Source organism: Mycobacterium senriense, from assembly GCF_019668465.1.
Classification (GTDB): domain Bacteria; phylum Actinomycetota; class Actinomycetes; order Mycobacteriales; family Mycobacteriaceae; genus Mycobacterium; species Mycobacterium senriense.
In genome coordinates this window covers 5746952-5768523 of record NZ_AP024828.1, presented here as the reverse complement: position 1 = coordinate 5768523, position 21572 = coordinate 5746952, and the positions used below count along the sequence as shown (strand labels likewise).

The following is a 21572-nucleotide window of genomic DNA, read 5'->3' as shown; positions in this document are numbered from 1 at the left end:
TCGTGCGCTAGCGGCGGGGCGCCGCCATCACGCTAGGCCCGGACGTTTGCGGCCAGCGCACCGCCGATGTGGTCGGCGGCCACCAATCGCCCGTCCAACAGCGACAGCACCCAGGTGCTGCCCTTGTGGTTGCGCGACTTGTCGGGCCGCACGCCGTCGCGCTCACACCACCACGCGATCAAGTCCGGAATCACCTTGCCCTGCGTGCAGACAACGGGAGTGCCTTTCTGCTCGGCGATCTCCAGCATTCGGTGGCGTCCGCGTTTCGGGTTCTTGGCATAGGCCTCTTCGGTGAGGGTGGGCTCGTTGTGCACTTGCACGCCCAAGTCCTCGGCGAGCGGTTCCACGGTCTGGTGGCAGCGGACCCGGTCGGCCGCATACACCTCCGAGGCGCCGAAGGCGAGGAGCTGTGGGACCAGCGCCTCGGCCTGGGCGCGGCCCCGTTTGTCCAGCGGCCGCATGGCGTCATCGCCGTGAAAACGCGATTTGCGGCCGGCCGTGCCGTGCCGGACCACCAACACGGTTTTCGTGTCGGCCGGCTTTTTATTGAAGTGCCGCAACACTTTTCGGTCTTGCGCGTAGTCGAGCCTCTGCATCGCCTCGGCGAGCGGGAGCCACAGCAGCCGGTCCACCTCGTTGCCCGGCACGAATTCGCCGCCGGTGGCGCGGGCCGCCCAGTAGTAGACCTTTTTGACGCCCTGGTCGATTGGATAGCTCACCAAGTCGAGCCGCCTGCCGAGGACGGCGTGCTGACCCGTCTCCTCGTGCACCTCGCGCACGGCGGCCACCGGGGCCGTCTCGCCCGGGTCCACTTTGCCCTTGGGCAGTGACCAGTCGTCATACCGGGGACGGTGAATGACGGCTATCTCGACGTCGTGGTCGTCCGCGTCCGCACTGCCCGGTCGCCACAGCACCGCGCCGGCGGCGTAGACGACTCGGCTTCCGGAGCGCCGAGCGGTGGACGAATTCTGGGTCGGCACCTCAACTCCTGCAGATCAATTCACCTCAGAGCCGCACACTTGATCACGGTGCGGCCCGGAGAAACAACCGGAAATCACGGCACAGAGCTAAGGACTGCGATGGCGCTCCATCAAGGATACTTGGTGGTCACGTACGGTATGGCCCTCCTGTGGCGCGGGGGTCCACTGCCCGTCGGGCCCCAGTTCCCAGCACCGGGTCGACGGATCCAGTGCGGATTCGAACAATTCGTCGAGTTGCGCGGTGAGCTTGGGGTCCTTGACCTGAGCCAGCACCTCCACGCGCCGATCGAGATTGCGGTGCATCATGTCCGCGCTGCCGATCCAGAACTCGTTGATGTTGCGGAAATGGATGATCCGCGAGTGCTCCAGGAAGCGGCCGAGAATGGAGCGGACGAAAATGTTTTCGGAGAAACCCTCGGCGCCCGGGCGCAGTGCGCAGATGCCGCGCACCACGACCTCGACGCGGACCCCCGCCTGCGAGGCCCGGTACAGCGCGTCGATCACCTGCTCGTCGACAAGCGCATTCATCTTCAGGCGGATGCGCCCGTTGCCGCGTTCGCGGTGCGCTTCGATCTCGCGTTCGACGCGTTCGATGATGCCGGCGCGAATTCCGTGCGGCGCCACCAGCAGATTGCGGTAGGAGACCTTACGCGAATAGCCAGTAAGCGAATTGAACAAATCGGTGAGGTCCGCGCCGATGTCGGGGTTCGCCGTCAGCAGTCCGACATCTTCATATAGGCGGGCGGTCTTGCTGTTGTAGTTGCCGGTTCCGATGTGGCAGTAGCGTCGGATCGCCGAACCCTCGCGACGCACCACCAAGCAGGTCTTGCAGTGTGTCTTGAGGCCGACGAGCCCGTAGACCACATGTACGCCCGCCTGCTCGAGTGCACGCGCCCAACGGATGTTGGCCTGTTCGTCGAAGCGCGCCTTGATCTCGACGAGTGCCACGGCCTGCTTTCCGGCCTCGGCCGCTTCGATCAACGCCCGCACGATCGGCGAATCACCGGAGGTGCGGTACAGCGTTTGTTTGATCGCCAGCACGTTGGGGTCTGCGGCGGCCTGCTGGATGAAGCGCTGCACGCTGGTGGAGAAGGAGTCGTACGGGTGGTGCACCAGGACGTCGCCCTCGCGCAGCGTCGCGAAGATGCTCTTGGGAGATTCGCGGTCGGCGAAGGCGGGATGGGTGTCCGGCACGAACGCCGGGTCCTTGAGCGCCGGCCGGTCCAGGTCGTAGATCTGCCACAGCGACGAAAGGTCGAGCAGGCCCGGCACTTCGATGACGTCACCGGGATGCACGTCGAGTTCGCGCAGCAACAATTCCAGCATGCCCTCGGTCATGTCGTCGGCGATCTCGAGTCGCACCGGCGGGCCGAACCGGCGTCGCGCCAATTCCCGTTCCAGCGCCTGCAACAGATCCTCGTCGCGGTCTTCTTCGACCTCCATGTCGGCGTTGCGGGTGATGCGGAAAGCGTGATGCTCCACGATTTCCATGCCCGGGAACAGAAGAGGAAGGAAGGCGGCGATCAGTTCTTCCATCGGCAGGTAGCGGACGACGGTGCGCCCCGAGCCGTCCGCGCTCTCGATGGCGGCGAGTTCGACGAAGCGATCCACGTTGTTGGGCACCTTGACTCGCGCGAAGTGCTGCCCGCCGTCCTCGGGCTGGCGCACCATGACCGCCAGGTTCAGGCTCAGCCCGCTGACGAACGGGAACGGGTGCGCGGGATCGACGGCCAGCGGTGTCAGGACGGGGAAGACCTGCTCGGTGAAATAGGTCGACAGTTCGTCGCGCTCGGCCTGATCGAGATCGGCCCACGTGACGATGTGGATGCCTTCTTCGGCGAGGGCCGGCCGCACCGAATCGAGGAAGACCCGTGCGTGCCGGGTGGCGATCCGCTGAGTCTGTTCCCCGATAAGGGCGAGTTGCTTGCGCGGCGTCAACCCATCGGCGGAGCGGACCGATAATCCCATCTCGTCCCGGCGTTTGAGGCCGGCGACGCGCACCATATAGAACTCGTCGAGGTTGGAGGCGAAGATCGCCAGGAACTTGGCACGTTCCAGCAGCGGCAACGAGTTATCGTCGGCCAGCGCCAGCACGCGGGCGTTGAAGTCGAGCCAGCTCAGTTCCCGGTTGAGGTAACGGTCCTCCGGCAGATCGGTCAGCGCGGATTGGGTCGCAGCCGGTGGCGCCGCCACGGCCGAGTCGCCTGAATGCCACGAATTCTCATCGGGTCGCGCCTCAGCTTCGATTTCAGTCACCCTGCGATCATTGCTCATCACGCGCGGGTGCTGCTAGCGCTCGAGGGACATCCATTCGCCGTTGGGACGGCGTTAACCCGTCGGACAGATTCGCTCAGGGTGAGCGAAATCAGTGCGGCGCGATGGCCCGGGCGGTCGCCGCCCCCACCCCGAGGCGGCGGGCGGCGGCGAGGTCGGTGGGAGTGTCGACGTCGCACCGCAGGCCGGGCCAGGCGCCGGTCAGCTCGATCGCGCCCGAACTGCGGTGCCGCGCCGAGGAATCGGACCCGAACCGGGGGTCAAGCGGGCTGCCGAACGCGAACAGTGCGGCGGTGCCCGTCGCCAGCCGGTCGGCCACGAAGCTGCGCCGGTGCTGGCGTGCGGCGGCGATCGCCTCGTTCAGCTCCTGAGTCTGCAGCGCCGGTAAATCCCCTTGCAGCGCAACGACATTGGCGAATGAACTGCCCACCGCGCGCTCCGCGGTGGCGATGGCGTTGTTCAGCGGATCGGGGTGACCCTCGGGCGTCGGATCGGCGAGCACGTCGGCGCCCAGCTCGGTGGCCGCGGCCGCCGCGGCTTCGTCGGGCGTGATCACGGTGATCGAGCCAAGCGATCGGACGCGTCCGGCGGCGGCCAGCGTGTCCATCAACATCGCGAGCACCACGCTTTCCCGGGTGCGTGCCGAGAAGACCGGCGCCAGCCTGGTCTTGGCCGCGGCCAACCTCTTGACGGCGATGATCAACGCCACGTCGCCTGCGCCGTCGGCCGCGCGGTCGGCCCGTATGCCGCTCATGAGATGTCATCCTGCCAGCGCCGCGCCGCGGATCGCTCGCGAGCCGGGGCCGGCCCGCCCCCGCGCGCGGGACATGCCGGCTCGCGTGACGCCCGGTCCGTCGCTGATCTAGGGTGTAGCGGCTGCGCGTGCCGCGTGAGCAACACCGACCGCGGACAGGGGGTGGTAGATGACCAGCGCATCGTCGGGTGCCGTCGCGGTCATGGGTGCCGGGGCGTGGGGGACGGCGCTGGCCAAGGTGCTGGTCGAGGCCGGGGGACCGGAGGCCAGGGTCACGCTGTGGACCCGCAGGCCCGAGCTCGCCGAGCAGATCAATTCCACCCGGTCCAACCCCGACTACCTGCCCGGCACGGCGCTGCCGCCGGGCATCCGCGCCACCGCCGACGCCGCCGAAGCGCTGCGCGACGCCTCGACGGTGTTGCTGGGCGTGCCGGCGCAGACAATGCGCGGCAACCTCGAGCGCTGGGCGCCGCTGCTTCGCCAGGGCGCGACCCTGGTCAGCCTGGCCAAGGGCATCGAGCTGGGCACGCTGATGCGGATGAGCCAGGTCATCGTCTCGGTCACCGGCGTCGACCCGTCTCAGGTCGCGGTGATCTCGGGGCCGAACCTGGCCAGCGAGATCGCCGCATGCCAGCCCGCCGCCACCGTCATCGCGTGCAGCGACTCCGGCCGGGCCGTCGCCCTGCAGCGCATGCTGAACAGCGGATACTTCCGCCCGTACACCAACAGCGACGTGGTCGGCACCGAGATCGGCGGGGCCTGCAAGAACGTCATCGCCCTCGCGTGCGGCATGGCCGTCGGCGTCGGACTCGGGGAGAACACCGCGGCGGCGATCATCACCCGCGGCCTGGCCGAGATCATGCGGCTGGGCATTGCGCTCGGCGCCAAGGGCGCGACACTGGCCGGGCTGGCCGGCGTGGGCGACCTGGTGGCCACCTGCAGCTCACCGCGTTCCCGCAACCGCTCCCTGGGCGAACGGCTCGGCCGGGGCGCGACCATTCAGTCGCTGCTGGGCGGCACTCCCGACGGCGGTGACGGGCACGTCGTCGAGGGTGTGACGTCCTGCGAGTCGGTGCTGGCACTGGCCGCCAGTTACGACGTCGAGATGCCCCTCACCGACGCCGTGCACCGCGTGTGCCACAAAGGGCTGTCGGTCGACGAGGCGGTGGCCCTGCTCCTGGGCCGCAGCACCAAGCCCGAATAAAAGGCCGCGCAAAGGCCCGCCACCCGACCGGACCGAGTGTCACCCGGTAGCCTCTTGACATTGTGAATGCCAGCGAGCGGTCGACGCCGCACCCCGGCTCACGGGGTGTCGATCGGGTACGCGTCGCCGTCGTCTTCGGCGGCCGCAGCAGCGAGCACGCGATCTCGTGCGTCTCGGCGGGCAGCATTCTGCGCAACCTGGACCCGGCGCGGTTCGACGTGGTCGCGATCGGCATCACCCCGGAAGGCTCGTGGGTGCTCACCGACGGCGACCCCGCCGCGCTGGCGATCACCAACCGCCAACTGCCCGAGGTGACCGCCGAATCCGGCACCGAATTGGCGCTGCCGGCCGATCCCCGGCGCGGCGGCCAGCTGGTGTCGCTGGCACCGGGCGCCAGTGAGGTGCTGACGTCGGTCGACGTGGTCTTTCCGGTGCTGCATGGTCCCTACGGCGAGGACGGCACCATTCAGGGTCTGCTGGAACTCGCCGGTGTGCCGTACGTGGGGGCCGGCGTGCTGGCCAGCGCCGCCGGCATGGACAAGGAGTTCACCAAGAAGCTTTTCACCGCCGAAGGTTTGCCGGTCGGCGACTACGCCGTGCTGCGCCCGTCGCGGTCGAGGCTGCGCCCCGAGGAGTGCAAGCGGCTGGGCCTGCCGGTGTTCGTCAAACCCGCGCGGGGCGGCTCCTCGATCGGTGTGAGCCGGGTATCGAGCTGGGATCAGCTGGACGGCGCGATCGCCGCCGCACGCCACCACGACCCCAAGGTCATTGTCGAGGCCGCGATCGTCGGCCGCGAGCTGGAATGCGGTGTGCTCGAAATGCCAAACGGCACAGTCGAACCCAGCACGCTGGGCGAGATCCGGGTGGCCGGGGTGCGCGGTCGCGAGGATTCGTTCTACGACTTCTCCACCAAATACCTCGACGACGCGGCCGAATTGGATGTGCCCGCCAAGGTGGACGACGAAATCGCCGACACGATACGCCAATTGGCGGTCCGGGCGTTCCGGGCCATCGACTGCCAGGGGCTGGCCCGGGTGGACTTCTTCCTCACCGACGGCGGGCCGGTGCTCAACGAGATCAACACCATGCCGGGATTCACCACGATCTCGATGTACCCGAGGATGTGGGCGGCCAGCGGCGTGGATTATGCGACCCTGCTGGCGACGATGGTCGAGACCGCACTGGCCCGCGGCGTCGGCCTGCGCTAACGGGGCTGGCCCGGGTCGATGGGCGCCGCCGGGATGCTGTGGTCGATCACCTCGGACAGCCGCTGGATCGGCGTCGGGCCCGATCCGGTCGGCAGCGTAAGCGCCACATAGGTTCCGCGGTCCACCGCGTACCAGGTGGATCGGCCCACGTCGCCGGCGGACTGCTGTTCGGCACGCACCTGGAACCACTGCACCCGGTCGACGACCTGAATCGGGGAGCCGAGGACGAACTCGGCCGGGCGGTCCAGCCCGCAGCGCAACACCACCGGGTCACTGTCCGGCCCGCTGCGCCAGGCGGCGGCGCCCGGCGGGGCCGGCTGCTCGAGGGGCGCACGCTGGTAGTCCCCGAGCCGCTGGGGCAGCGCGCCCATCAGCGCCCGGCACGCGGAGCCGTCGGCCTGCGGCGCCGGGACCGCGGGAACGGCCACCGCACGCGGGGGGGCCTCGCGGGTGGCCGCGATGGCCAGGATCACGCCGATGGTCACGACGGCCACTGCGATCGCGGCGATGATCAGCGCGCGCGGCGGCCCGGCATCGGCGTCCGATTCGGCTGCCACCGCGCGTACCTCCTTTATCCCGCTAACCACTATCGCCTTCGTTTACCCGGGTGCCAATTTATTCTCGGGACGAAACCGGCCCGATGGGCGGCCGGCGCCCGCCGGCGCGGTGCGCGCCGCGAAGAGCCCTATCGTGGGTGGCGTGCAAGACGAATCGGGCGAGTCGCTGCGGCAACTCGGCGAGTTCGCCGTGATCGATCGCCTGGTGCGGGGCCGCGAGCAGCCCGCCGCGGTCGTGCTCGGGCCGGGGGACGACGCGGCGCTGGTGTCGTCGGGTGACGGCGGCGTCCTGGTGTCGACCGACATGCTGGTGCAGGACCGGCACTTCCGGCTGGACTGGTCGACGCCGCACGACATCGGGCGCAAGGCGATCGCGCAGAACGCCGCGGATATCGAGGCGATGGGCGGGCGGCCGACGGCCTTCGTGGTTGCCTTCGGCGCGCCCGGGGACACGCCGGCGGCGCAGGTGGACGCCCTGGTCGACGGGATGTGGGACGAGGCGCGGCGGATCGGTGCCGGGATCGCCGGTGGTGACCTGGTCCATTGCCCGCAATGGGTCGTCTCGGTCACGGTGCTGGGTGACCCGGAAGGGCGCGCACCGGTGCGGCGCTCGGGCGCGAAGGCTGGTGCGTTGATCGCCGTCAGCGGGGAGCTGGGCCGCTCGGCCGCGGGATTCGACCTGTGGGGCAACGGCATTGACGGCTTCGATGAGCTGCGGCGCCGGCACGCGGTGCCTCGGCCGCCCTACGGTCAGGGCGCGGTGGCCGCGGCCGGGGGTGCGCAGGCGATGATCGACATCTCCGACGGCCTGATCGCCGACCTGCGTCATGTCGCCGAGGCATCGGAGGTGGGCATGGATCTGTCCACGGCGGCGCTGGCCGCGGACCGCGACGCGCTTGCCGCCGCCGCGGCCGCCGTCGGCGCCGATCCCTGGCATTGGGTGCTCGGCGGCGGGGAGGACCACGCCCTGGTGGCGTGTTTCGCCGGTCCGGCCCCGGCCGGATGGCGCATCATCGGGCGGGTTCTCGACGGGCCGGCCCGGGTGCTGGTCGACGATCAGGAGTGGAGCGGCTACGCCGGCTGGCAGTCGTATTAGGGTGACGCGGTGACCGTTTTCGCGATCGCGCAGAGCCGATGATGACCGCGCGTCCGTTGGGTGAACTGGTCGAGCCGGGCTGGGCGAGTGCGCTGCAGCCGGTGGCCGACCAGGTGGCCGAGATGGGGCAATTCCTGCGGGCCGAGATCGCGGCCGGGCGCAGGTATCTGCCGGCGGGGCCGAATGTGTTGCGCGCCTTCACCTATCCCTTCGACGACGTCAGGGTGTTGATTGTCGGGCAAGACCCGTATCCGACGCCCGGACACGCTGTGGGGCTGAGCTTTTCGGTGGCACCCGAGGTACGGCCGCTGCCGCGCAGTCTGGCCAACATCTTTCAGGAGTACACCGCGGACCTGGGCCATCCGCCGCCCTCGTGCGGTGACCTGACACCCTGGGCGCAGCGCGGCGTGCTGCTGCTGAACAGGGTGCTCACGGTGCGACCCAGTAATCCCGCCTCGCATCGCGGCAAGGGCTGGGAGGCGGTGACCGAATGCGCCATCCGGGCGCTGACGGAGCGATCGCGTCCGCTGGTGGCGATCCTGTGGGGTCGCGACGCATCGACACTCAAACCGATTCTCGCCCAAGGAAATTGCGTAGCCATCGAGTCGCCGCATCCGTCGCCGCTGTCGGCGTCGCGCGGGTTCTTCGGTTCGCGCCCGTTCAGCCGCGCCAACGAACTGCTGACCGGGATGGGCGCCGACGCGATCGATTGGCGCCTGCCGTGACCGAGATGACCGCGCTGCGGGCGCACCGGCGGGGCGGCCCGGAGCAGCTGGTGCTCGAGCGGGCGCCGATCCCGGTGCCGGCAGCGGGCGAGGTGTTGGTGGCCGTGCACGCGGCCGGGATCACCTTCGACGAGCTGACGTGGGACGAGACCTGGATCCGCGACGGGGCCAGCCGTGTCCCGGTGATCCCGTCACACGAGATGTCGGGCGTCGTCAAGTCGGTTGCCGCCGACGTCACGGACTTCGCGCCCGGCGCCGAGGTGTACGGCTTGATCGGGTTCGATCGAGACGGTGCCGCGGCCGATTTCGTCGCGGTGCCCGCGGCCGACCTGGCCACCAAGCCGTCGACGGTGTCGCACGCCGTCGCGGCCGCGCTGCCGCTGGCCGGCCTGACCGCCGTGCAGGCGTTGGTCGACCACGCCGAGGTGCAACCGGGAGAGACCGTCCTGGTGACCGGAGGCGCCGGGGGAGTGGGGCTGCTGACGGTTCAGCTGGCCGCGCTGCTGGGTGCCCGGGTCACCGCGACCGTGCGCAGCGACACCGCCAATCTGCTGCGCGGGTGCGGCGCGCAGCGCGTGATCGACGTGCGCACCGAGGCATTCGACGAAACCGGCGCCGGTTACGACGTCGTCATCGACACGGTGGGCGGCCAGACGTTGGAGCGGTCGTTCGGCGTGCTGCGGCGCGGCGGCCGGCTGGTCACCTTGTCGGCACCGCCGCCGGCCGGCAGGGCCGACGAGTTGGGCGTCACCGCAACCTTCTTCGTCGTCACGCCGAATCGCGATCAGCTCGACGAACTCGCCGCGCTGGTGGACAACGACCGGCTGCACGTCGCGATCGCCCAGACGTTCGGCCTCGACGACGGCCGGGCAGCTTATGAAAGCCGCGACCACGGCAGGCGCGCCGGCAAGACGGTCCTCATCGTGCGGGACTGACAACCGCCGCGGAGTCGGCCGGTAAGCGGCGTCATGAGTCCGGGAAATTGACGTCCTTGGTGACCGACTTCCACTCCTCGATCGACGCCGACATCGCGGTGATCTTGTCCCGCATGGCCTTCAGCACGTCACGGCCGAGCAGCAGCCGCAGCGGCGGCTCGTCGAGCGTGGTCACCATGAGCACCGCGTCGGCCACCTTCTTCGGGTCGCCGGGCAGGTGATCGGCGAACTGCTTGATCAGGTCCTTGCGCGCGGCCACGTCGGCGTAATCGGGGATCGGGCTGCCGGATTCCTTCATCGATCGCGTCGCCCAATCCGTGCGGAACGCGCCCGGCTCGATCGCGGTCACCTTGATGCCCAGCGGGCGCACCTCGGCGGCCAGCGCTTCGGTCACCGCCTCCAGCGCGAACTTGGTCGACGAGTAGTAGGCGTTGGGCGGGTTGGCCACCAGACCGGTCATCGAGGAGATGTTGATGATGTGGCCCGACCCGCGGGCGCGCATGGCCGGCAGCACCGCCTTGATCATGTCGATGGCCCCGAAGTAGTTGACATCGAACAACTTTCGGACCTCGGCGTCCTCGCCCTCTTCAACCGAGGACAGGTAGCCGTGGCCGGCGTTGTTGACCAGGACGTCGATTCCGCCGAATGCCCGGTCGGCCGCCGACACCGCCGCCGCGACCTGGGCGGCATCGGTCACGTCGAGGGCCACCGCGACGGCCCGATCCCCGAACTCGTCGGCGATGTCGGCCACCGCCTCGGCCCGCCGCGCGGTCACCACCACGCTGTGGCCGGCATGCAGCGCGGCGCGGGCGATCTCGCGTCCAAAGCCGGTGGAGCAGCCCGTGATCAGCCAGCGCGCCATCGTCAGATCGTCCCTTCCGGCAGGCGCCGTAGATAGGCCTTGCGTCGCTGCGCCAATTGAGTCGCGCGCTCCTGGCCGCTCACCCGGGGCAGGTGCGGCACCTCGGCGTCGAGCCGGTCCAGCGTGACCACCCGCCCACGCGCGCCGAGATTTTCGTTTGGGCCCCCCGCGCCGAACTCGGCCATGCGCAGGGTCAAGATGGCCTCTCGCAGACCGTCGGAGTCAATCCAGTTCGCGACGCCGGGATCGACGGGTGAGATCACATAGGTGTACGAGCCGTCCTCGTTGGGCACCGACTGGGCCTTGTTGAGGCTGCCGGTGCGGTCGACGAGATCGAGCGTGGTGCCCCAGATGTTGCTCAGCGGCACCGTGAAGTATTCGGCGCCACCGTCGTTCAAGTCGACGACGAAAGCCTCGTCGGGGGCGAGGTCGAACCGGCCCATGACGTAAACCTGGTTGCGCATTGCGCCGACCTTGTCGGCCGACCAGGCCAGGTTGAAGTGGTTGGCCGGCATCTTGTAGACGCCGTGGCTGAGCTTGCCGGTGAAGTTCGCGAAGTAGCCCATCATCGCCGCGGTGGCCTCGGCCTGCTCGTCGAGCGTGCGCGCCGGGGTGGCCGGAGGACCGCCGAGCCGTTGCACCTCAATGTGATTGGGGTCGTCGCGGCCCCAGTCCAGCAGCACGTCGCGGATGTAGAACTCGTGGGCTTCCGCCGTGGTCTGCACGTGGTTGGGCCGGCCGTTGGCGGGGTCGGCGTCGACCGTGATGGTGTAGCCGCCATCGGAGTCGACCTGCATGGTGCGGCCGTTGAGCAAGGCGACGGTGCCCATCTGCGCGTCCCACAGCGTGAAGTAGTTCTCGGTCATGCGGTTTTCACCCACCCGGCCGCGGATCTCGTAGCGCTCGTCGCCCGAGATCGGGATAACCCGGTACACGCTGTCGGGATTGTCGATGCCCCAACGCGATCCCGGGATGCGGCGCCCGTCCACCGGGTGCGCAAGCCGGGTGATGCAGCTGACCTTCGGCCGCAGCTTGTCCTGATTGGACGACCACACCGCCGCCGAGAACATCACCTCGGCGAACGCGTCGTCGAACCGTTCGCGCATCGCGTCCGACGCCTTGGCCCGGCCCAGCCAGGTCTCGGCGACGGTGCGGTAGGCGGCCTTGACGGTCGGGTGCTCGATCAGGTCGAGGGCCGCCAGCTCCTGTTCGTGCTGGGACGCCGTCGCGACGGGGTCATCAGGCATGTGCTGTTCCTCCGATGTGCTGTCCGAAACGCCTGTTGTACAACATGAATCGCTCGTCGACCTGCTCGGGCCGCAGGCCGTAGTTCTCCAGCCCATAGGGCGGGCGCGGCATTTCCCGCGGGCGGTGCGCCAGCCAGCGCCGCATCGCGTCCTCGGCGTCTGCCGTCAGCGCCACCCCGATGGCGTCGTAGACACGCGCCACCTGACCGATCGGGTCGGTCACCGCCTCGTCGAATCCGATGTCGGTGACCACGGCACCCTCATCGGTCCAGCCGTCGCGGACTGCCATGGCCCGATCATTGGTCCAGCCCATCCGCTGCAGCCATTGCGCGCCGACCCGGCCCGCGTCGACGGTATCGGCGTGCATCGCGTGCAGGGTCGCGTTGAGGCCGGCCCCCGAGGCAATCGTGGTGCGCGGGTCGCGATGCATGTGCACGATGTGCAGGTCGGGAAACCGCGCCCGCAGCAGATCCAGATAACCCAGGTGCGCAGGCGATTTGAGCACCCAGCGCAGGCCGTGCACGCCACGCTGGCGTTTCTGCCACTGCAGGAACTGCAGCATGCGGTGCAGATAGCCGTAGGCGGGGGAGAAGTCCTGCTCGTCGAGCCAGGCTCGGTACCGCGGCAGGTGCGCACCCGATTCCGGGACGTGCGACAGGAATGCGTCGGCCAGAAAGACGATCTCCTCCTCGGCCTCCCGCGCGTACATCGGGTGGATGGCGAACAACTCGGGCGCAAGTTCGCGTGTCTTCGCTTCGCGCGCTTCGCTGATCGCGATCCGTGGATCGGCGGCCTGGGTGAACCGATGGTCCAGCCGCGGCGCGACCTCGACCACCTCCCAGCCGTAGGCGCAGACGAAGCGCGGGTCGGCGGCCAGCAGCCGCTGCAACAACGTGGTGCCGCTGCGCATCATTCCGACGACGACGATCGGCGCGGCCACGCGCTCGTCGAGGATCTCCGGGTGCCCGCGGATCCACTCCTGCGCGCGCAGCCGCATCCGCAGGCTGTGCAGCAGGCCCGACCGCAGGATGTGCACGCCGATGGCGTTGAGGTCGGCGCGGGCATAGTCGGCCAGCAACACGGCCACCGGGCCCTCGAATTCGCCGGGGCCCCAATCGGTGAGGCCTTCTTTGCGTTGCGCATCGGCCAGCACGGCGGCCGGGTCGAACGGGCCGTCGGACGCGCTCGGGGCTGCCACGGATCAGAACTTCAGATGCCGGCTGACGTCGCCGACCTGGTCGACGAACATGGTGCGGCTTTCGAAGCACCAGGCCCCGTCGACGCGGTGAAACGTGTCCTGGTAATGCCCGGTCACGATGACCTGCAGCGGCAGCTCCGGGGTGGCCTGCGTGACGCAGTAATACGAGGTGCTCCGCGCGGTCCCGGCCGCCTCGTCGATGTAGAGCTGCACGTTGGTCGTGTTGTGTTTGGTCTTCGGGGTGCCGTCTTCGTAGATCCGAGTGGCCATGTCATACATCTCCCGCACCCGCGCGGAACCCGCGAACACCGTCTCAGGCGGGCCGTTCTCCATGCCACAGATGCGGCCGTGCTCGAAGAGCCGGGCCACCCCGTCCAGGTCGCCGCCGTCGAGAAGCTGCGCATAGGTGTAGATGAGGTTGGTGATCTCGGTGGCGCTGTCACTCATCGTCGAACCGCCTCGGGGGTCTGCCGCTGTGTTCCGCAACAATGTTGGCAGAACCGGTCCAACTTACATAGAACCGACCATTACTCTTGATCGCCGTGACCTCACCGTGGACGCCGAGCAGACTCGGCAACCTCACCGGCAAACGCGTGATCGTGACCGGAGCGACCAACGGCGTCGGGCTCGGCACCGCGCGTGCGCTCGCCAAAGCCGGTGCGCACGTGATCCTGGCCGTGCGCAACACCCAACTCGGCGAGCAACGCGCCACCGAAATTGCTGCGATGGGCGGCTCAACCGCCGTGGTCAAGCTGGACCTCGCCGACCTGTCGTCGGTGCGCGCGTTCGCGGGCCTGATCGACGAGCCGGTGGACATCCTGGTCAACAACGCGGGGGCCCTGACCGACCGGCGCACCGAGACGGTCGACGGCTTCGAGATGACGCTCGGCACCAACCTGCTCGGGCCCTTCGCCCTGACCAATCTGCTGCTCGGAAGGGTGCGCTCGCAGATCATCAACGTCGGCTCCGATGCGCACCGTTCGGCGACGCTGCGGCTCGACGACCCGCACCTGCGTCAGCACAAGTGGACGCGGTTGGGCGCGTACGCGCAGTCCAAGCTCGCGGTCATGCTGTGGGGGCTGGAGTTGGACCGCAGGCTGCGCGCGGCCGGATCGCCGATCGTCACGCAGCTCACCCACCCCGGCTGGGTGGCCTCCAACCTGTCGAACCTGGGCGACTCGCCGCTGATGTCGCTGGCCCACAAGGGGGTCAAGGCGGTGGCCGACCGGTTGGCCAACGACATCGACGAAGGTGCGGCGCCCACGCTCTACTGCATCAGCGAGCCGATTCCGCCGGGCAGCTACGTCGGGGTCAGCGGCAGGTTCGGGCTGCGCGGCGGCCCGGTGCTCACCGGCCGCACGGCGCTGGCGTGCGATTACGACACCGCCGGACGCTTGGTGGCCTTCGCCGAGCGCGAGACCGGCACGACGATGGAGGTGTAGTCATGGGCGAATTCGACAACACGGTTGCCGTGATCACCGGCGCCGCGCGCGGCCAGGGCCGCAGCCACGCCGTGGCGCTGGCCGAGCAGGGCGCCGACATCATCGCCGTCGACATCTGCGCCGATCTCGAGGCGATTCCGTACTCGTTGGGAACCAAGGCCGATCTCGACGAGACCGTACGACTGGTCGAAGCCGCCGGGCGCAAAGCCGTGCCCGTCGTCGCCGACGTCCGCGACCTGGCACAGCTGGAGGCCGGGGTGCAGGGCGCGATCGATGCCATCGGAGAGGTGGACATCGTCATCGCCAACGCGGGAGTGGTCGCGATCGGTGACACCGACGCCCATTCCGAGCCGGTGTTCAACTCGATCGTGGATACGAATCTCAAGGGGGTCTGGCACACGCTGCTCGCGACGGTGCCGTCGATCATCCGCAAGGGCCGGGGCGGCTCGATCGTGATGATCAGCTCGTCGCAGGGTCTGACTGGGCGCGGCGGCGACGGCAGTTCCGCGATGTTCGCCTACGCCGCATCCAAGCACGGCGTGGTGGGGTTGATGCGTTCGGCCGCCAATGCCTATGCGCCGCACAAGATCCGGGTCAACGCTATCCACCCGGCCGGTGTCACGACGCCGATGATCCTCAACGACTTCGTCGTCAACCGAATGCTGGAGAACCCGAATCCTGCCGTCTCCCAGATGCTGCTGCCGGACGTGCCGCTGGTCGAACCGCAGGACGTGACTGAGGCGGTGCTGTGGCTGGCCGGCCCGAAAGCACGTTATGTGACGGGCGTGTCGGTGCCCGTCGACGCCGGCCACGTCGTCATGTGAACGACGGCTGCTCTGCGCCCCAATGGCGGCGACCCGCTTCGACCGGTCCCCCGCCCTTGCGATCGGCGCTAGCCTGAATGGCGGCGACCCGCTTCGCCCGGCTACGCCGCCCTCGCGATCGCCGCTAGCCCCGGACGACCTTGCCGGCCTTGATGCAGGACGTGCAGACGTTCAGGCGCTGCTTGTTGCCGCCCGGACGGGTGACGACGTGCACGGTCTGGACGTTGGGGTCCCACCGGCGGCTGGTGCGGCGGTGGGAGTGTGACACCGACTTACCGAAGCCGGGGCCTTTCCCGCAGATCTCGCACACAGCGGCCATTGTTCAAGCTCCTCAAATCTCGGGGGTCCGGCAATCTGGCCGGGACAGCCCGGGTTCGCCCGGGCTCAACCAGAATACCGACTGTGGTGGCAACCACCAAAACGGTCGCCAACGGTCTGACCCTGCGGCTATGTGGGGTCACGCCGGGTCAACTGTGTGCTGGAACCCCCCGCGCCGTCGACATGTAGTCGATCACAGTTGCCGGTCGCATCGGGGTTGCCGGGCGAACCGCCGCTAGGATGGCGTCGCCGCCGATGGTCGGTGCGGTCCCGTGTCAGGCGTGGACGGCGCGCCGCCCGTGGCTGAAGTCTTCTTCCCGGTGGTGCCGGCCCGCGCGGAGCTGCGGATGGGGCTGGGAAGCAATATCGGCAGGCTTTGAGGGGAGTGCGCGGAGTGGTTGCGCGCGCCGAAAACACCGCTGGTTCCGCCCGCGTCGAAAACCGACGCGGCTGTCCGGCGGGCGTACGACGGTTGGCATCGCGGTTGCGACGGGTCGCGGCGGCTTATCTGGTGGTCACGGCGCTGGGCAGCGTCGCTATGGGTGGTACCTCGGGCAACAGCCCGGCCGGCGGCTTCGGGCCGGGCCCGAAAGCGTCGTGGTCCGGCCGGGCCGGTGCCGCAGCTCTTTGGTGGCAGCCCGACGGCGCTCGTGCCGCGGTGCACGAGCCTGCCGCCGCCCCGCGCGGGATAGACCTGAGGCAGGTTGTTTTCGACGGTCGGGGAGCCTGGCCGGACGGACCGGACGCTGTCCGCGGCTACCTGGAAGAGGCGCTGACGCGGATAGGCATCACCGAGGCGCCGGCCCGCGGCCATTGGATCGAGGGAATGATGACCATCGCCGATCACGAAGCCCAGTTCCACTCGAATGCCATCAACCTGTCGGACAGCAATGCCTACGGGCCGCCCCAGCTCGACGGAGGCCCGCTGCACGCGACCCGGGGCCCGTGGCAGGTGATGCCCGATACCTTCGCGGCTTTTCACCAGGCGGGGACGTCGAACTCGGCATGGGATCCGGTGGCCGCCGCATGCGCGTCGATCAACTATCAGATGAGTCGCTACGGGGTGAGCCGCGACGGCAGCAATCAGCGCATGCTCGTGGGGCAGGCCAATCCCGGTATCAGGCAGGGCTATTAGGTCGGGCCGCGGTTTATTCTTGCGATGGTGAATGGCGTCGAGGACCACCTCGATCAGATGGATCTGGTGCTCGCTGCTCGGGCTTTCGCAACGGCGGCGAGCAACTGAACGCAGCGGCTCCATCGCACGGCTACGCTGGCGCCCACCCCAAAATTGGTGCGGAGGAGGTGGGTCACCCTGGGCACTGCTGACACGTCGCAGGATCGTCTCCTGGACGCGATCACCCTGCGCGACTGGGCGCACACCGCCGTCAGCGACCTGATCACGCACATCGACGAGATCAACCGGCTCAACGTCTTCCCCGTCGCCGACTCCGACACCGGCGCCAACATGCTGTTCACCATGCGTTCGGCCTTGGCCGAAGCCAAGGCGTGTGCCGTCGCCGAGGGCTCGACCTGCGCGGCGCGGGCCGCGGCGGCGCTGTCGACCGGCGCGCTGAACGGCGCGCGCGGCAATTCCGGGGTGATCCTGTCGCAGATCCTGCGCGGCATCGCCGACGCCACCGCGACGGCCGCGGCCGACGCCGGGGGCGAACTGGCCCACATCGACGCCGTCGTCCTCGGCGGGGCGCTGCAGCGCGGCGTGGAGCTGGTGATCAGCTCGATGGGCGGTGAGGAGGTCCCCGGGACCGTCGTGTCTGTGCTGCGGGCGGCCGCCGGTGCGGTTGCGCGGTGCGCCGAGGCCGGGGACGGGCTGGTGCCGGCGGTCATCGCCGCCGGTGACGCGGCGGTGGTGGCGCTGGAAAAGACCCCCGAACAGCTTGACGTACTGGCCGACGCCGGCGCCGTGGACGCCGGCGGGCGCGGTCTGCTGGTTCTGCTGGACGCGTTGCGATCCACCATCACCGGGCAAGCGCCCGCCCGCACGGTGTACGAGCTGTCGCCGCGAGCGCCGCAGCCGGAGGCGGCCGCGCAGCGCCCGGCATTCCAGTTCGAGGTGATGTACCGGCTGGACGGCTGCGAGCCCGCGGCGGCGGACACGCTGCGCGACCGGCTGGAGGAGCTGGGTGATTCGGTGGGCATCGCCTCGGCGCCGTCGTCGGCGCAGCGCACGTACTCGGTGCACGTGCACACCGACGACGCCGGCGCCGCCGTGGAGGCGGGGCTGGCGACCGGGCGGCTCAGCCGGATCGTCATCTCGGCGCTGAGCTCCGGCACGCCCGGCCTCCCCGCCGGGGGCTGGACGCGGGAGCGGGCGGTGCTTGCCGTGGTCGACGGCGACGGCGCGGCCGACCTGTTCGCCGGCGAGGGCGCCTGCGTGTTGCAGCGCGACCCGGCCGGGCACGATCCCGTCACCAACATCAGCGCGCACCAGCTGATGCGGGCCGTCGTCGACACCGGCGCCGCCCAGGTGATGGTGCTGCCGAACGGCTACGTGGCGGCCGAGGAACTGGTGGCCGGCTGCACCGCGGCCATCGGCTGGGGGATCGACGTGGTGCCGATCCCGACCGGGTCGATGGTGCAGGGGCTGGCCGCGCTGGCCGTGCACGAAACCGACCGGCAGGCGGTGGACGACGGCTACACCATGGCCCGCGCCGCCGGTGCGGCACGGCACGGCTCGGTGCGCATCGCCACCGAGAGCGCGTTGACCTGGGCGGGGCGCTGCCGCCCCGGCGACGGCCTGGGCATCGCGGGCGACGAGGTGCTGATCGTGGCCGCCGACGCGGTCGGGGCCGCGATCGGCCTGCTCGACCTTCTGCTGGCCTCCGGCGGCGACCTTGTGACGGTGCTGCTGGGCGCCGGCATCGACACCGACGGCGACGCCGGCGCCGTCGGCGACATCCTGGAAGAGCACATGCACGACCACCACCCCGGAACCGAACTGGTCACCTACCGCACCGGCCACCACGGCGACGCGCTGCTGATCGGGGTCGAGTAGCGATGGTGTCGCTGAGCGACCGGCTGGACTTCGTCGTGGGCGCCAAGGCCGCCGACTCCCTCGACGAGGTGTTCGGCATCCGGACCGTCGACGACCTGCTGCGCCACTACCCGCGCAGCTACACGGAGGGCGCCAGTCGCTGGGAAGCCGACGGCGAGCGACCCGAAACGGGCGAGCACATCACCATCATCGACACGATCGCCGAAACCAAGACGTTCCCGATGAAGAAGACCCCGAAGAAACTGTGCCACCGCATCACGCTGGGCGCCGGGCGCAGCAAGGTGACCGCGACGTTCTTCAACGCGAATTACTTGAAGAAGGACCTGGTTAAGGGCGCCAAGGTGATGCTTTCCGGCGAGGTCGGATTCTTCAACAACGTGATGCAGTTGACGCACCCGGCGTTCCTCATCCTCGACTCCCCGGACGGACGCAACCGCGGAACCCGATCCCTGAAGAACATCGCCGACGCCTCGGGCGCGACCAGCGGCGAAGAATTGCTGGACGTCTACGAACGCCACTTCTTCCCGATCTATCCGGCGAGCACCAAACTGCAGAGCTGGGACATCTTTTCGTGCGTGCGCCAGGTGCTCGATGTGCTCGATCCGGTGCCGGATCCACTGCCCGAGGGGCTGCGCGCGAAGCTCGGCCTGGTCTCCGAGGACGAGGCGTTGCGCGACATCCACCTGGCCGAGAGCGAGCCGCGGCGGCAGCGGGCCCGGGAGCGCCTCACCTTCGACGAAGCCGTCGGCCTGCAGTGGGCGTTGGTGGCCCGCCGGCACGGCGAGCTGTCGGAGTCGGGTCCGCCGGCACCGCCGCGTCCGGACGGTTTGGCCGCAGAACTGTTGGGGCGCTTACCCTTCGAGCTCACCGCGGGGCAGCGCGAAGTGCTCGGCGTGCTGTCCGACGGGCTCGCGGCGACCCGGCCGCTGAACCGCCTGCTGCAGGGCGAGGTGGGTTCGGGTAAGACAATCGTCTCGGTGCTGGCGATGCTGCAGATGGTCGACGCCGGCTACCAGTGTGCGCTGCTGGCGCCGACGGAAGTGCTTGCCGCGCAACATCTCCGGTCGATTCGTGACGTGCTCGGTCCGTTGGCGATGGCGGGGCAGCTCGGTGGCGCCGACAACGGGACCCGGCTGGCGCTGCTGACCGGTTCGATGACGGCCGCGCAGAAGAAGCAGATCCGCGCCGAGATCGCCGGCGGCGAGGTCGGCATCGTCATCGGCACCCATGCGCTGCTGCAGGACGCGGTGGAATTCGACAACCTGGGCATGGTGGTGGTCGACGAACAGCACCGCTTCGGCGTCGAGCAGCGAGATCAGTTGCGCGCCAAGGCCCGTCCCGGCGTGACACCGCACCTGCTGGTGATGACGGCGACGCCGATCCCGCGCACCGTCGCGCTCACCGTGTACGGCGATCTGGAAACCTCGACGCTGCGCGAACTTCCGCGCGGCCGCCAACCCATCACCAGCAACGTCATTTTCGTCAAGGACAAGCCCGCGTGGCTGGACCGGGCCTGGCAGCGCATCACCGAGGAGGTCGCGGCCGGCCGCCAGGCCTACGTGGTGGCGCCGCGCATCGACGAGAGCGACGACCCGGGTAACGAGGAGCAGAACGCCAAGGCCCCGGAGACCGCCGAGGGACTGTATGCCCGGCTGCGCTCGGGGGTGCTGGCCAGCCTGCGGCTGGGCCTGATGCACGGGAGGCTGTCGCCCGAGGAGAAGGACGCCGCGATGGCGGCCTTTCGGGCCGGCGAGGTCGACGTGCTGGTGTGCACCACCGTCATCGAGGTGGGCGTCGATGTGCCCAACGCCACCCTCATGCTGGTGATGGACGCCGACCGGTTCGGGATCAGTCAATTGCATCAGCTGCGCGGCCGGATCGGTCGCGGCCGGCACCCGAGCCTGTGCCTGTTCGCCAGCTGGTCCGCGCCGGGTTCGTCGGCCGGCCGGCGGCTGACCGCGGTGGCCGGGACGCTGGACGGGTTCGCCCTGGCCGACCTCGACCTCAAGGAGCGTCGCGAGGGAGATGTGTTGGGCCGCAACCAGTCCGGCAAGGCGATCACACTGCGGCTGCTGTCCCTGGCCGACCATCAGGAATTCATCGAGGCGGCCCGGGACTTCTGCGTTCAGGCCTACACCGACGACCGCTCCAACCGCGGCTTGGCCGTCCTGGCGGCGCGATTCACGGACACCGACCGCATCGAGTATCTGGACAAAGCGTGAACCGCAAAGTGCTGCTGTGGCTGGCCGCGGCGGCGGCGCTCGCACTGCTGGTGGCCTACCAGACCGTGGGCTCCTCGACGGACCGGCGTTCGGCCGAATACGCCGCGCGCGCCGACGTTCCGACGGTGCAGCCCGGCACCGACGTGCTCGCGGGCGTCGCCGTCGTGCCGCTGCGCCAACACCGCTACGACTACCTGCGGTCGGCGTTCGGCGACGCCTGGGACGACGACAACGATGCGCCGATGGGGCACAACGGATGCGACACCCGCGACGATATCCTCAACCGCGATCTCGTCGACAAGACCTACGTCTCGATCAAGCGGTGTCCGGACGCGGTGGCCACCGGCACGCTGCACGACCCGTACACCAACAAGACCATCGCGTTTGCGCGCGGGCCCAAAGTCGGCGAATCCGTCCAGATCGACCACATCGTCCCGCTGGCCTACGCCTGGGACATGGGCGCCAGCGGCTGGCCCGCCCCCGAGCGGCGGCGTTTCGCCAACGACCCGGCCAACCTGCTGGCCGTCGACGGGCAGGCCAATCAGGACAAGGGCGATTCGCCGCCGGCGCAATGGATGCCGCCGAACGCGGCGTTCGCTTGCCAGTACGCCATGCAGTTCATCGCGGTGCTGCGCGGCTATGCGCTGCCGGTGGACCTGGCGTCGACCGGCGTGCTGCGGCAGGCCGCGACGACCTGCCCGACGGGATAGCGG

20 protein-coding genes are annotated in these 21572 nt (G+C 69.4%); 11 read left to right on the top strand and 9 right to left on the bottom strand.

Annotation, left to right across the window (positions count from 1 at the left end; genetic code table 11):
• Positions 1-32: 32 nt before the first annotated feature.
• The 3 genes from mutT1 to cofC all read right to left on the bottom strand — a co-directional run bounded on the left by mutT1 (position 33) and on the right by cofC (position 4008).
• Positions 33-980, bottom strand: a complete 948-nt coding sequence (mutT1, locus tag MTY59_RS26925) for an 8-oxo-(d)GTP phosphatase MutT1 (protein WP_221043848.1) — start codon at positions 978-980, stop codon at positions 33-35.
• 87 nt (positions 981-1067) lie between these two features.
• The gene (locus tag MTY59_RS26920; protein ID WP_221043847.1) at positions 1068-3257 is read right to left on the bottom strand and encodes an RNA degradosome polyphosphate kinase; all 2190 of its coding nucleotides are present in this window, start codon (positions 3255-3257) and stop codon (positions 1068-1070) included.
• Between the two features lie 88 nt (positions 3258-3345).
• Positions 3346-4008 (bottom strand): 2-phospho-L-lactate guanylyltransferase, encoded by a 663-nt coding sequence (cofC, locus tag MTY59_RS26915; protein ID WP_221043846.1) that lies wholly within the window; start codon positions 4006-4008, stop codon positions 3346-3348.
• Positions 4009-4177: 169 nt separating this feature from the next.
• Between cofC and MTY59_RS26910 the strand changes: the two genes are divergently transcribed.
• Entirely contained in the window at positions 4178-5212 is a 1035-nt protein-coding gene (locus tag MTY59_RS26910; RefSeq protein ID WP_221043845.1) for an NAD(P)H-dependent glycerol-3-phosphate dehydrogenase, read from the top strand.
• Positions 5213-5274: 62 nt separating this feature from the next.
• Entirely contained in the window at positions 5275-6420 is a 1146-nt protein-coding gene (locus MTY59_RS26905; RefSeq protein WP_221043844.1) for a D-alanine--D-alanine ligase family protein, read from the top strand.
• Here the strand turns inward: MTY59_RS26905 and MTY59_RS26900 are convergent.
• On the bottom strand, positions 6417-6977 hold the full coding sequence (locus MTY59_RS26900) for a DUF3515 domain-containing protein (protein WP_221043843.1): 561 nt from the start codon (positions 6975-6977) through the stop codon (positions 6417-6419). The genes MTY59_RS26905 and MTY59_RS26900 overlap by 4 nt on opposite strands.
• 142 nt (positions 6978-7119) lie before the next feature.
• Between MTY59_RS26900 and MTY59_RS26895 the strand changes: the two genes are divergently transcribed.
• From MTY59_RS26895 to MTY59_RS26885, 3 genes are read left to right on the top strand one after another with little or no spacing between them, the layout of a single operon-like run.
• A complete protein-coding gene (locus MTY59_RS26895; RefSeq protein ID WP_415823128.1) occupies positions 7120-8073 on the top strand; it encodes a thiamine-phosphate kinase in 954 nt (317 codons plus the stop codon).
• Positions 8074-8114: 41 nt separating this feature from the next.
• The gene (locus MTY59_RS26890; RefSeq protein WP_221046681.1) at positions 8115-8798 is read left to right on the top strand and encodes a uracil-DNA glycosylase; all 684 of its coding nucleotides are present in this window, start codon (positions 8115-8117) and stop codon (positions 8796-8798) included.
• A gap of 5 nt (positions 8799-8803) precedes the next feature.
• A complete protein-coding gene (locus MTY59_RS26885; protein ID WP_221046682.1) occupies positions 8804-9733 on the top strand; it encodes an NADP-dependent oxidoreductase in 930 nt (309 codons plus the stop codon).
• Between the two features lie 31 nt (positions 9734-9764).
• Here MTY59_RS26885 and MTY59_RS26880 read toward each other — a convergent pair whose 3' ends face one another.
• From MTY59_RS26880 to MTY59_RS26865, 4 genes are read right to left on the bottom strand one after another with little or no spacing between them, the layout of a single operon-like run.
• Positions 9765-10595 (bottom strand): oxidoreductase, encoded by an 831-nt coding sequence (locus MTY59_RS26880; RefSeq protein ID WP_221043841.1) that lies wholly within the window; start codon positions 10593-10595, stop codon positions 9765-9767.
• A 2-nt stretch (positions 10596-10597) separates the two neighbouring features.
• Positions 10598-11842: a hypothetical protein gene (locus tag MTY59_RS26875; RefSeq protein ID WP_221043840.1), complete on the bottom strand. Its 1245-nt coding sequence runs from the start codon at positions 11840-11842 to the stop codon at positions 10598-10600.
• Positions 11835-13040 carry a sulfotransferase family protein gene (locus MTY59_RS26870; protein WP_221043839.1) on the bottom strand — a complete coding sequence of 402 codons (1206 nt, stop codon included), beginning with the start codon at positions 13038-13040 and terminating at the stop codon, positions 11835-11837. The genes MTY59_RS26875 and MTY59_RS26870 overlap by 8 nt, the downstream gene beginning before the upstream one ends.
• 3 nt (positions 13041-13043) lie before the next feature.
• Entirely contained in the window at positions 13044-13487 is a 444-nt protein-coding gene (locus MTY59_RS26865; protein ID WP_221043838.1) for a nuclear transport factor 2 family protein, read from the bottom strand.
• A gap of 95 nt (positions 13488-13582) precedes the next feature.
• On the opposite strand from MTY59_RS26865, the gene MTY59_RS26860 reads away from it, so the two are divergent.
• Together MTY59_RS26860 and MTY59_RS26855 are read left to right on the top strand one after the other, a co-directional pair.
• A complete protein-coding gene (locus MTY59_RS26860; protein ID WP_221043837.1) occupies positions 13583-14482 on the top strand; it encodes an SDR family NAD(P)-dependent oxidoreductase in 900 nt (299 codons plus the stop codon).
• Positions 14483-14484: 2 nt separating this feature from the next.
• Positions 14485-15306, top strand: coding sequence for a mycofactocin-coupled SDR family oxidoreductase (locus tag MTY59_RS26855; RefSeq protein WP_221043836.1), 822 nt, complete (start codon positions 14485-14487; stop codon positions 15304-15306).
• Between the two features lie 124 nt (positions 15307-15430).
• Here MTY59_RS26855 and rpmB read toward each other — a convergent pair whose 3' ends face one another.
• On the bottom strand, positions 15431-15625 hold the full coding sequence (gene rpmB, locus MTY59_RS26850; protein ID WP_007775450.1) for a 50S ribosomal protein L28: 195 nt from the start codon (positions 15623-15625) through the stop codon (positions 15431-15433).
• Positions 15626-16096: 471 nt separating this feature from the next.
• Between rpmB and MTY59_RS26845 the strand changes: the two genes are divergently transcribed.
• From MTY59_RS26845 to MTY59_RS26830, 4 genes are all read left to right on the top strand, one after another.
• Positions 16097-16759 carry a hypothetical protein gene (locus MTY59_RS26845; RefSeq protein ID WP_347881605.1) on the top strand — a complete coding sequence of 221 codons (663 nt, stop codon included), beginning with the start codon at positions 16097-16099 and terminating at the stop codon, positions 16757-16759.
• Between the two features lie 177 nt (positions 16760-16936).
• Positions 16937-18637, top strand: a complete 1701-nt coding sequence (locus tag MTY59_RS26840; RefSeq protein WP_221046679.1) for a DAK2 domain-containing protein — start codon at positions 16937-16939, stop codon at positions 18635-18637.
• 2 nt (positions 18638-18639) lie between these two features.
• A complete protein-coding gene (gene recG, locus MTY59_RS26835) occupies positions 18640-20859 on the top strand; it encodes an ATP-dependent DNA helicase RecG (protein ID WP_221043835.1) in 2220 nt (739 codons plus the stop codon).
• Entirely contained in the window at positions 20856-21569 is a 714-nt protein-coding gene (locus MTY59_RS26830) for an HNH endonuclease family protein (protein ID WP_221043834.1), read from the top strand. Before recG ends, MTY59_RS26830 begins: the two co-directional genes overlap by 4 nt.
• The last annotated feature ends 3 nt before the right edge of the window (positions 21570-21572 follow it).

Excerpts from the sequence above, each read along its gene's own strand:
- cofC (WP_221043846.1), bottom strand. The coding sequence starts at position 4,008 with ATGAGCGGCATACGGGCCGACCGCGCGGCCGACGGCGCAGGCGACGTG.
- MTY59_RS26910 (WP_221043845.1), top strand. The coding sequence starts at position 4,178 with ATGACCAGCGCATCGTCGGGTGCCGTCGCGGTCATGGGTGCCGGGGCG.
- MTY59_RS26890 (WP_221046681.1), top strand. The coding sequence starts at position 8,115 with ATGACCGCGCGTCCGTTGGGTGAACTGGTCGAGCCGGGCTGGGCGAGT.
- MTY59_RS26885 (WP_221046682.1), top strand. The coding sequence starts at position 8,804 with ATGACCGCGCTGCGGGCGCACCGGCGGGGCGGCCCGGAGCAGCTGGTG.
- MTY59_RS26880 (WP_221043841.1), bottom strand. The coding sequence starts at position 10,595 with ATGGCGCGCTGGCTGATCACGGGCTGCTCCACCGGCTTTGGACGCGAG.
- MTY59_RS26875 (WP_221043840.1), bottom strand. The coding sequence starts at position 11,842 with ATGCCTGATGACCCCGTCGCGACGGCGTCCCAGCACGAACAGGAGCTG.
- MTY59_RS26865 (WP_221043838.1), bottom strand. The coding sequence starts at position 13,487 with ATGAGTGACAGCGCCACCGAGATCACCAACCTCATCTACACCTATGCG.
- MTY59_RS26855 (WP_221043836.1), top strand. The coding sequence starts at position 14,485 with ATGGGCGAATTCGACAACACGGTTGCCGTGATCACCGGCGCCGCGCGC.
- rpmB (WP_007775450.1), bottom strand. The coding sequence starts at position 15,625 with ATGGCCGCTGTGTGCGAGATCTGCGGGAAAGGCCCCGGCTTCGGTAAG.
- recG (WP_221043835.1), top strand. The coding sequence starts at position 18,640 with ATGGTGTCGCTGAGCGACCGGCTGGACTTCGTCGTGGGCGCCAAGGCC.